Raw genomic sequence first — 8,936 nt, 5'->3', positions numbered from 1 at the left:
TACATCCATACCCCATTTTCCTGCTTCATCACCTACTGAAATTTTACACTATCATGGACAACTTGAAGAGAATGTGGTAATATATAAAAGAAAAAAGCCTTTAAGCGGTCCTGTGAGGCTGGCAAGGTCTTATAAAAAGAAGTATCGAAAACCTTCTTGCCAGTGCAAGAAGGTTTTTTTGGAGGTTGTAGGATGAGAATAAAAGCAGAGATAATGGACGAAAAAGCTATAGATAGAGCTTTGATAAGAATAGCTCACGAGATTGTTGAAAGAAATAAAGGGATAGAGGATGTAGTTTTAGTAGGCATTAAGACAAGAGGAGTACCTCTAGCTAAGAGAATTGCGAGGTACATCTCTAGAATAGAAGGGAAAGAACCTCCAGTGGGGTCTCTTGATATTACGCTGTATCGGGATGACCTCACCACAGACCTTGAACAGCCTGTAGTAAAGAAGAAAGATATTGGAGTGGATGTAGCCAATAAAATAGTGGTCTTAGTAGACGATGTTATATACACAGGCAGGACTGTGAGGGCTGCAATGGATGCCATAATTGACCTGGGGCGACCCAAAGCAATACAGCTTGCTGAGCTTGTGGACAGAGGTCACAGGGAACTTCCTATAAGGCCTGACTATGTTGGGAAAAATGTTCCGACATCTAGAAGCGAGATAATTCAAGTGATGCTGGAAGAAGTGGATGGAGTGAATAAAGTAGTTATAACTGAAAAGTAGCACCTTTAATTTAGCCCAGCGAGGCTAAGAAGGGAGAATATAGACCTATTCTCCCTGAGTGTTAAACTTTACGAGGGGAGGATTTTTTGTGCCTAAAATTAAATTCTTGATTTTTACGAAAAAGTATATTTTAAGAAAAAAGAGTAGTTCCATTTCACCTTTTTGTGAAATGGGGACTACTCTTTTTTTAAAGGAGGGAAAGGGTCATGCTCAAAAAGGACCTTCTGGGGATTAAAGACCTTACAAGAGAAGAAATACTGGAAATTCTGGATTTGGCCTTTGAGATGAAAAAGCTTTTAAACGGTGAAAAGTATTCCCAGGCCTTAAGAGGAAAAACTGTGGTGACAATCTTCTTCGAGCCTAGCACAAGGACAAGGCTGTCTTTTGAAATGGCTGCAAAATACCTGGGAGCCCATTATGGAAATATAGAGGTGGCTACCAGCAGTGTGGTAAAGGGAGAGTCTTTGATAGATACTATAAGGACAGTTGAAAGGATGAAAGCAGATGTAGTAATAACAAGGCACAATATGAGTGGAACTCCTCACCTTCTTGCGAAATACACAAATGCTTCCATCATAAACGGAGGGGATGGCATAAATGAACATCCAACACAGGCGCTTTTGGATATGATGACTATAAAGGAGAAAAAAGGAGATTTTAAAGGATTAAAAGTTGCTATAATAGGTGATATTATGCACAGCAGGGTGGCAAGGTCTAACATATGGGGACTTAAGAAATTGGGAGCAGAAGTGAAAGTGGCGGGACCCTCCACACTAATGCCTCCTCAGATAGAGAAAATGGGGGTCAAAGTCTGCTATAGCGCTGAAGAGGCTATAAAGGATGCAGATGTTGTGATGGGATTGAGGATTCAATTGGAAAGGCAAAAAAGCGGGCTATTTCCTTCAATTGAGGAGTACAGGGAGTATTTCGGAATAAATGAGGAGAGAATGAGACTGGCGAAACCGGATGCTATTTTGATGCACCCAGGTCCTGTAAACAGGAATGTGGAGGTTACCTCGGGTGCTGCGAATGCTAGTTACTCTGTAATAGAGGAGCAGGTAACAAACGGGGTGGCTGTGAGGATGGCACTTTTGAAAATTCTGTGCGAGAGGAGGAATTAAAAATGAAGATAGTCATAAAAAACGGAATTGTGATTGATGGTTTTGGTGGTGAAGAAAAAGCCGACATCCTTATAAATTACGGAATAATAAAAGGGATTGACAAGAATATCGACGTTTCCGATGCTGTAGTGATTGACGCTGAAGGCAAATATGTGCTTCCAGGTTTTGTAGACATGCACACCCATCTAAGACAGCCGGGTTTTGAGGAAAAGGAGACTATAAGGACAGGAACAGAGGCGGCTGCAGCAGGGGGTTTTACTACTGTCGCCTGTATGCCTAATACCGATCCTCCTATAGACAGTGAAGTAGTCGTAGAGTATGTGAAGGCTGTGGCTCAAAGAGAAGGAGTAGTGAAGGTACTGCCTATAGGGGCTATGACAAAGGGGATGAAAGGCGAAGAAATAACTGAAATGGCAAAGCTGAAAAAGGCTGGAGTCGTTGCTTTATCTGATGACGGCTTCCCGATAATGAGCGCAGGAGTTATGAAAAGGGTTATGACTTATGGCAAAATGTATGACCTCCTTATGATAACTCACTGCGAGGACAAGACATTAAGCGGAGAAGGAGTGGTAAACAGCGGGATAATTGCTACAATGCTGGGGCTTAAAGGAATACCGAGGGAAGCGGAAGAAGTGATGCTTGCAAGAAATATAATACTGGCAAAGGCGACAGGTGCGAAGCTTCACATTGCCCATGTTTCCACTAAAGGCAGTGTAGAGCTTATAAAGAGGGCAAAAGAGGAAGGGGTAAGTATAACAGCAGAAGTTACTCCTCACCATCTTACTCTCACAGATGAGGCAGTCTACAATTACGATACCAATACAAAAGTTTTCCCGCCCTTGAGGACTAGGGAAGATGTAGAGGCTTTGATAGAAGGGTTGAAGGACGGCACTATAGATGCGATCGCTACAGACCACGCTCCTCATACTAGAGACGATAAAAAAGTTCCCTATGACATGGCTCCTTTTGGAATATCAGGTCTTGAAACGGCATTCTCTGTTATAAACACTTTTCTGGTACAGACAGGTATAATCACTATGAAAGCCTTAGTGAATTACATGAGTATGAATCCTGCAAGGATACTGGGGATATCCAATGGAATAAGGGTAGGAGCTACTGCGGATATCGTGATTGTTAATCCCCATGAAGAATATACCGTAGATAAAGAAAAATTCAAGTCAAAGGGCAAAAACACCCCTTATCACGGGATGAAATTAAAAGGAGTTGTGGAATACACAATAGTGGAAGGGCAAATAAGGTATCAGAAAAACAAGAAATTTGAAAAAGTCGAGATATGACTTTGATGGAAAGAAGGGGAAATATGTTTGTGGATAGGCTGATAGAAAGTGTCAAGGCTAAAAAAACCCCTGTGGTTGTAGGGCTTGACCCGCGAATTGAGATGATTCCGGATTTTATAAAAGAAGAGGCGTTTAGGAGAAAGGGAAATGGGGTAGAAGGAATTGCAGAAGCCATGTATCTTTTCAACAAAGGGATAATTGATGCTGTGTATGACCTTATTCCTGCCGTGAAAATTCAAGTTGCCTTTTATGAGGCTTATGGGATAGAGGGCTTTAAAGCTTTTTTCAGAACTGCGGAGTATGCTAAAAGTCTAGGCCTTATAGTGATAGCAGATGTGAAAAGGGGGGATATACAGGACGTTGCTAAAATGTATTCGAAGGCGTATCTTCAGAACCCTTTGTTTGATGCAATCACTGTAAATCCCTATATGGGTGAGGACAGCATGGTACCCTATTTAGAGGATGTAGAGAAGTTTGGCAAGGGCATATTTGTCCTTGTCAAGACTTCTAATAGGAGTTCAAAGGACGTACAGGATATTGAAACTAAAAAAGGCGGCTATGTGTACCAAGAAGTAGCAAAAATGATAAACAGGCTCTCAAAAATGACAGTCGGTAAATACGGGTACAGTTCCATAGGGGCTGTGGTAGGTGCAACATATCCTTTTGAAGCGAAAATACTAAGAGAAGAGATGCCGCGGTCTTATTTTTTGGTACCAGGATATGGAGCACAGGGGGCAACAGCTGAGGATGTAGTAAATTGCTTTGATGAAGAAGGATATGGAGCGATAATAAATTCCTCTAGAGCTTTGATATATGCCTACAGGAGCGATTTTTGGAAAGAGGCCTACTCGGAATATGAGTATGGCCAGGCGGCAAGAGAAGAAGTGATTTTGATGACGGGCATGATCAACAATGCCCTTGTAAAAAGAAAATACATTGCCAGTTGAGGTGGAAGATGAAGGCAAGAGTATTGTCCAATAGGAGAATAGCATCTAAGGTCTATGAAATGACATTTGAGTGGAAAGGGAAAAAACCTCATCCAGGGCAGTTTCTAATGATAGACTGCCAGGGAAAGACCTTTTTAAAAAGGCCGTTTAGTGTGAATGACTTTGAAGAGGAGAAAATGACAATTCTCTATCAAGTAAGGGGAGAAGGCACAGAGAATTTGTCTCAGATGAAAGAGGGAGATATTCTTGAAATAACCGGCCCTCATGGCAATGGATTTGAGATTTTGGAAGGAAAGAGAGTTCTTATAGTGGGCGGAGGAGTAGGAATTGCTCCCCTTTTGTACCTTGCTAAGAAAGTAAAGGCGCAGAAGCTGTACATCGCTCTAGGCTTTAAAAGAGAAACTTTTCTTGTGGAAAAATTTGAGGGGTTAGGGGAAGTTGTAGTGACTACAGAAGACGGAAGTGCGGGAAGAAAAGGATTGGTAACTTCTGTTGTCGAGGAAATGATAGGAGAAGTGGATATAGTATACGGATGTGGACCAAAGCCCATGTTAAAAGCTCTTCAGGAAATTTCGATGAAGGCAAATGTCTTATGCCAAATTTCTTTAGAAGAGAAAATGGCCTGTGGTATTGGGGCCTGCCTTGGATGTGCGTGCAAGGTGAGAGAAGGTAAAGGCTTTACTTACAAAAGAGTTTGCAGAGATGGACCGGTTTTCTGGGCAGAGGAGGTGCTATTTTGAACCTGTCGGTTGAGATTGGAAAGATAAAGCTTAAAAACCCTGTGATGACTGCCTCAGGAACTTTTGGTTTTGGCAGAGAATACAGTGAATACATCGACCTTAATAGATTAGGAGCGATAGTTGTAAAGGGACTTACTGTAAATCCAAGAGGAGGCAATCCTCCGCCCAGGTTGTTTGAGACCGCTTCTGGAATTTTAAACAGCATAGGTCTTCAAAATCCGGGAGTAGATGCGTTTATTGAAAGGGAACTTCCTTTTTTGAAAGGTTTCGATGTTCCAGTGATTGTAAATATTGCTGGAGAAACGATAGAGGAATTTGTGTATATGGCAGAAAAACTTGATGTTGAAGGGATAGAAGGGATTGAAATTAACGTTTCCTGTCCCAACGTGAAAAAAGGCGGAATGGCTTTTGGTGTAAATCCAGATGATATTTTTGAAATTACAAAAAGGGTGAAAAAGGCTACCAGTAAGACTGTCATAGTGAAGTTGACTCCAAATGTAACCGACATAAAAGTTTGTGCAAAAGCTGCGGAAAAAGGAGGAGCAGATGCTATATCTTTGATTAACACGGTGGCGGGAATGGCTGTGGACATCGATAAAAGGAGGCCTGTTTTTGAGAATATAATTGGAGGTCTATCCGGACCTGCTATAAAGCCTATTGCTCTTAAAATGGTATACGAAGTAGTCACAGTTGTGAGCATTCCTGTGATAGGCATGGGAGGAATAATGAACTACAGAGATGCTTTGGAATTTTTAATTGTAGGTGCAAAAGCTATTGCAGTGGGAACTTGTAATTTTGTAAATCCTTACTGTACTGTTGAGATTATTGATGGAATAAAAAAGTACATGGAAGAAAACAAAATTGAAGACATAAATGAAATTATTGGAAGTATAAAAATTTAAAGAGGGGATTTGGAAATGGAAAAAGAAAAGGTTTTGGAAATTTTCGAAAAACTGGGAGTTATAAATAAAGGGCATTTTCTGCTGAGTTCTGGGAAACACAGTGATACGTACCTTCAATGTGCAAAAATATTTCAATATCCTAACTACAGTGAAATTTTTTGCAAAGAATTAGCAAAGAAGTTCAAAGGATACAGAATAGATGTGGTAATAGGCCCTGCGATTGGAGGAATTATATTGGCGTATGAGGTTGCGCGGCAAATCGGTGTAAGAGCTTTATTTGCGGAAAGAGAAGACAATGTTATGAAGCTAAGAAGAGGATTTGAGATAAGTAAAGGAGAAAGAGCATTAGTGGTAGAAGACGTAGTGACAACAGGAGGTTCTGTAAAAGAGGTAATAGAATTGGTCAGATCTTTAGGAGGAGAAATAGTGGGGGTAGCAAGTATTGTTGATAGAAGTGATGGGAAAATAGATTTTGGTGTGCCTTTTGAGTCAATTGTAAAGTTACAGATTAAAACTTATGAAAAAGAGGAATGCCCTCTTTGTAAAGAGGGTATTCCTCTGGTAAAGCCAGGAAGCAGAAAGCTTTAGGGTACTAACATTCTTATAGCTTTCATCGTTTCAGGGCCCACAATGCCGTCTACTTTAAGGCCGTTGTCTCGCTGAAATTTCATGACGGCCTTTTTCGTTCGAGGGCCAAATATGCCGTCTATGGGGCCAGAGTCATAGCCTAAACTCTGAAGAATCATCTGAAGTTCTAGCACATCGTACCCTGCTAATCCTTCGTACAGAAGGCGAGAACCCAATTCTTGTCTTTCCATTTTTTCACCTCATCTATGCACTTTCCCTCTTTACAGGGTATGCATAAGATGAGGGGAGTGTTCCTTTAAAATACCTGAAGTATAAGGCACTTAAGATATTGGGTTTCTTCGGAGGCAAGCAGTATTGGGTGGTCTTTTGCCTGTGTCCTTTGTTCCACAAGTCTTATGGTTCTTTTAGCGTCAGAAGCTGCTTCTTTTACTGTATTTAAAAACATATCTGGTCTTATGTGCTGAGAACAGGAACAGGTGATGAGAAATCCTCCTTCTCTTATGATTTTTAAAGCTCTTAAGTTTATCTCTTTGTATCCTCTTAAAGCGTCTTTGACTGTTTCTTTGCTCTTTGTAAAGGCAGGAGGGTCCAGTATTACTGTGTCAAATTTTTTCTTTTCTCTGTCGTACCTCCTCAAAAGGTCAAAGGCGTTCTCTCTAATAAACTCAGCCCTTTGTTGATAGCCGTTTAGTTCTATGTTCTTTTTTGCCATTTCAAGTGCTTCTTCAGATATATCCACTATTTCTACCTTTTTTGCTCCGTAGTGAAGAGCGTGAACGGCAAAAGAACCCGTATGACTAAAACAATCCAGTACTTCGGCCCCTTTTACATAATTTTGAATTGCTCTTCTATTTTCTTTTTGGTCCAAGAAATAACCTGTTTTCTGTCCATTTTCCATATCAACCCAAAATTTTATCCCGTTTTCTTCAAATTCTTGTACAGGGTCAAACTTGCCGTACAAAAACCCTTTTTGTTGAGGTAGTCCCTCAATTTCCCTTGTAGCAACGTCATTTCTTTCAAAAATACCTTTGGGATTTAATATTTCTACAAGGAGTTTCACTATCGTTTCTTTGTATTTGTCTATACCCAGTGAAAGAGTTTGTATGACAAGATAATCTCCAAATTTGTCTACAATCAAAGCTGGTAGAAAATCCCCTTCTCCAAATACAACTCGACACGAATTGAGATCGTCCATCACTTTTTTTCTGTATTCCCATGCTCTTTTAATTCGCCTTCTAAAAAATTCTTCGCCTATTTCCTCTTCAGGGTCTCTTGTGAGAATTCGCACGGATATCATTGATTTTAAGTTTATGTATCCTCTTCCAATAAATTCTTTTTTATAGGTGAACACATTTACAATATCTCCAGGGCTGTAATCTCCTTCAATCCTGTCTATCTCAGTTCTGTATATCCAAGGATGTCCATCTAATATTCGCTTTATATTCATGTTTCTTAAGATTACGTCTGCCATAGCACCTCTCCTTACGGTTTTTGATAAGTTTTTTATACCACAGATGTCTTGATTTTGCAATTGTATATTGACATGGAAAAGAAGGGAGGATTAATATTTAGAGGGGTGATGAATATGCAGAAGATACTAGGTAAAATAAGAAGAGCGGTGCAGGAGTTTGAGATGATACAGGAGGGAGATGCTATAGCCGTCGGAGTGTCTGGAGGTAAAGACAGCGTCACGCTTCTTTACGGATTACATCTTCTCAAAAGATTTTATCCGATAAAGTTCGAGGTAATGGGACTCATGCTGTCTTTAGGGTTTGAGAATTTCGACCCCACTCCTATAAAAAATTTCTGTGAAGAAAAGGGTATTCCTTTTTTTGTTAAGCATACTGAAATAAAGAAAATCGTGTTTGACTACAGGAAAGAGAAAAATCCCTGCTCTTTATGCGCAAATCTAAGGCGAGGTGCTCTGAATGACTTTGCAAAGGAGAAGGGTTGCAACAAAGTGGCTCTGGCACATCATTATGATGACTTGATAGTTACTTTTATGATGAACTTGTTTTACAATGGAAGGCTTCACACTTTTGAACCTGTCACGTTTTTGGACAGGTCTAGAATCATGCTAATAAGGCCTTTGATTTATGTGAGAGAGAAGGAAGTGAGAAGTGCGGTGAAAAGAAACAACCTGCCTGTGGTGGAAAATCCGTGCCCCATGGCAGGGAATACTACTCGCCACTCAATTGAGAATTTGATTAGAAATTTAGAAAAAGAAATCCCTGAATTGGACAAGAGAATTTTTACGGCCATAAAAAAAGATGTTTTTCAATTGAAAAATTGAGTAAAAAAAAGCTATGTGCAAAAATTGCGCAGGTTTTTAAGGATATTTCGACATAATTGAGATTTATTGGGGTTTATGGGAGTTGAACCGATTTTTAAAACGTGGTATATTCATAATCGCCGGCGGTAAGCCGGCGGAACAAAAAGAGGGTTGACAAACAAGAAAAAATTTGATATATAAAAATACTGCGAAAAGCAAAAGAACCTTGAAAAGTGAACAGTGGGGCTCTCAGGAGAAGGAAACCAATCTTTGTAGATTTTAATTGGAGAGTTTGATCCTGGCTCAGGACGAACGCTGGCGGCGTGCCTAACACATGCA

The 8,936-nt window shown here is 40.2% G+C and carries 11 protein-coding genes and 1 rRNA gene; 10 read left to right on the top strand and 2 right to left on the bottom strand.

Going from position 1 to position 8,936, the window contains the following annotated elements:
• From ACPLVE_RS10430 to pyrE, 8 genes are all read left to right on the top strand, one after another.
• The coding region (locus ACPLVE_RS10430) for a hypothetical protein (RefSeq protein ID WP_424611491.1) at positions 1-196 on the top strand (196 nt) is incomplete at its 5' end.
• The gene (gene pyrR, locus ACPLVE_RS10425) at positions 193-729 is read left to right on the top strand and encodes a bifunctional pyr operon transcriptional regulator/uracil phosphoribosyltransferase PyrR (RefSeq protein WP_424611490.1); all 537 of its coding nucleotides are present in this window, start codon (positions 193-195) and stop codon (positions 727-729) included. The genes ACPLVE_RS10430 and pyrR, both read left to right, overlap by 4 nt.
• A 206-nt stretch (positions 730-935) precedes the next feature.
• Positions 936-1,850 (top strand): aspartate carbamoyltransferase catalytic subunit, encoded by a 915-nt coding sequence (locus ACPLVE_RS10420; RefSeq protein WP_424611489.1) that lies wholly within the window; start codon positions 936-938, stop codon positions 1,848-1,850.
• Between the two features lie 2 nt (positions 1,851-1,852).
• A complete protein-coding gene (locus ACPLVE_RS10415; RefSeq protein ID WP_424611488.1) occupies positions 1,853-3,148 on the top strand; it encodes a dihydroorotase in 1,296 nt (431 codons plus the stop codon).
• Between the two features lie 23 nt (positions 3,149-3,171).
• Complete coding sequence (gene pyrF / locus ACPLVE_RS10410) at positions 3,172-4,095, top strand: orotidine-5'-phosphate decarboxylase (protein ID WP_424611492.1); 924 nt, start codon at positions 3,172-3,174, stop codon at positions 4,093-4,095.
• A gap of 8 nt (positions 4,096-4,103) precedes the next feature.
• Positions 4,104-4,835, top strand: coding sequence for a dihydroorotate dehydrogenase electron transfer subunit (locus ACPLVE_RS10405; protein WP_424611487.1), 732 nt, complete (start codon positions 4,104-4,106; stop codon positions 4,833-4,835).
• Positions 4,832-5,737, top strand: a complete 906-nt coding sequence (locus ACPLVE_RS10400) for a dihydroorotate dehydrogenase (RefSeq protein WP_424611486.1) — start codon at positions 4,832-4,834, stop codon at positions 5,735-5,737. Before ACPLVE_RS10405 ends, ACPLVE_RS10400 begins: the two co-directional genes overlap by 4 nt.
• Before the next feature lie 15 nt (positions 5,738-5,752).
• A complete protein-coding gene (gene pyrE, locus ACPLVE_RS10395; protein ID WP_424611485.1) occupies positions 5,753-6,325 on the top strand; it encodes an orotate phosphoribosyltransferase in 573 nt (190 codons plus the stop codon).
• Here pyrE and ACPLVE_RS10390 read toward each other — a convergent pair.
• Positions 6,322-6,555: a peptidoglycan-binding domain-containing protein gene (locus tag ACPLVE_RS10390; RefSeq protein ID WP_424611484.1), complete on the bottom strand. Its 234-nt coding sequence runs from the start codon at positions 6,553-6,555 to the stop codon at positions 6,322-6,324. The two genes, pyrE and ACPLVE_RS10390, sit on opposite strands and share 4 nt — an antisense overlap.
• A 65-nt stretch (positions 6,556-6,620) precedes the next feature.
• A complete protein-coding gene (locus tag ACPLVE_RS10385; RefSeq protein ID WP_424611483.1) occupies positions 6,621-7,796 on the bottom strand; it encodes a class I SAM-dependent rRNA methyltransferase in 1,176 nt (391 codons plus the stop codon).
• Between the two features lie 114 nt (positions 7,797-7,910).
• Between ACPLVE_RS10385 and ACPLVE_RS10380 the strand changes: the two genes are divergently transcribed.
• Together ACPLVE_RS10380 and ACPLVE_RS10375 are read left to right on the top strand one after the other, a co-directional pair.
• On the top strand, positions 7,911-8,618 hold the full coding sequence (locus ACPLVE_RS10380; protein WP_424611482.1) for an ATP-binding protein: 708 nt from the start codon (positions 7,911-7,913) through the stop codon (positions 8,616-8,618).
• Between the two features lie 259 nt (positions 8,619-8,877).
• Positions 8,878-8,936: ribosomal RNA gene (locus tag ACPLVE_RS10375) — 16S ribosomal RNA — on the top strand; the annotation flags it as partial.

The organism is Caldanaerobacter sp. (assembly GCF_049701115.1).
In the GTDB taxonomy this organism is placed as follows: Bacteria; Bacillota; Thermoanaerobacteria; order Thermoanaerobacterales; family Thermoanaerobacteraceae; genus Thermoanaerobacter.
This window is presented reverse-complemented; position numbering and strand designations above follow the sequence as displayed.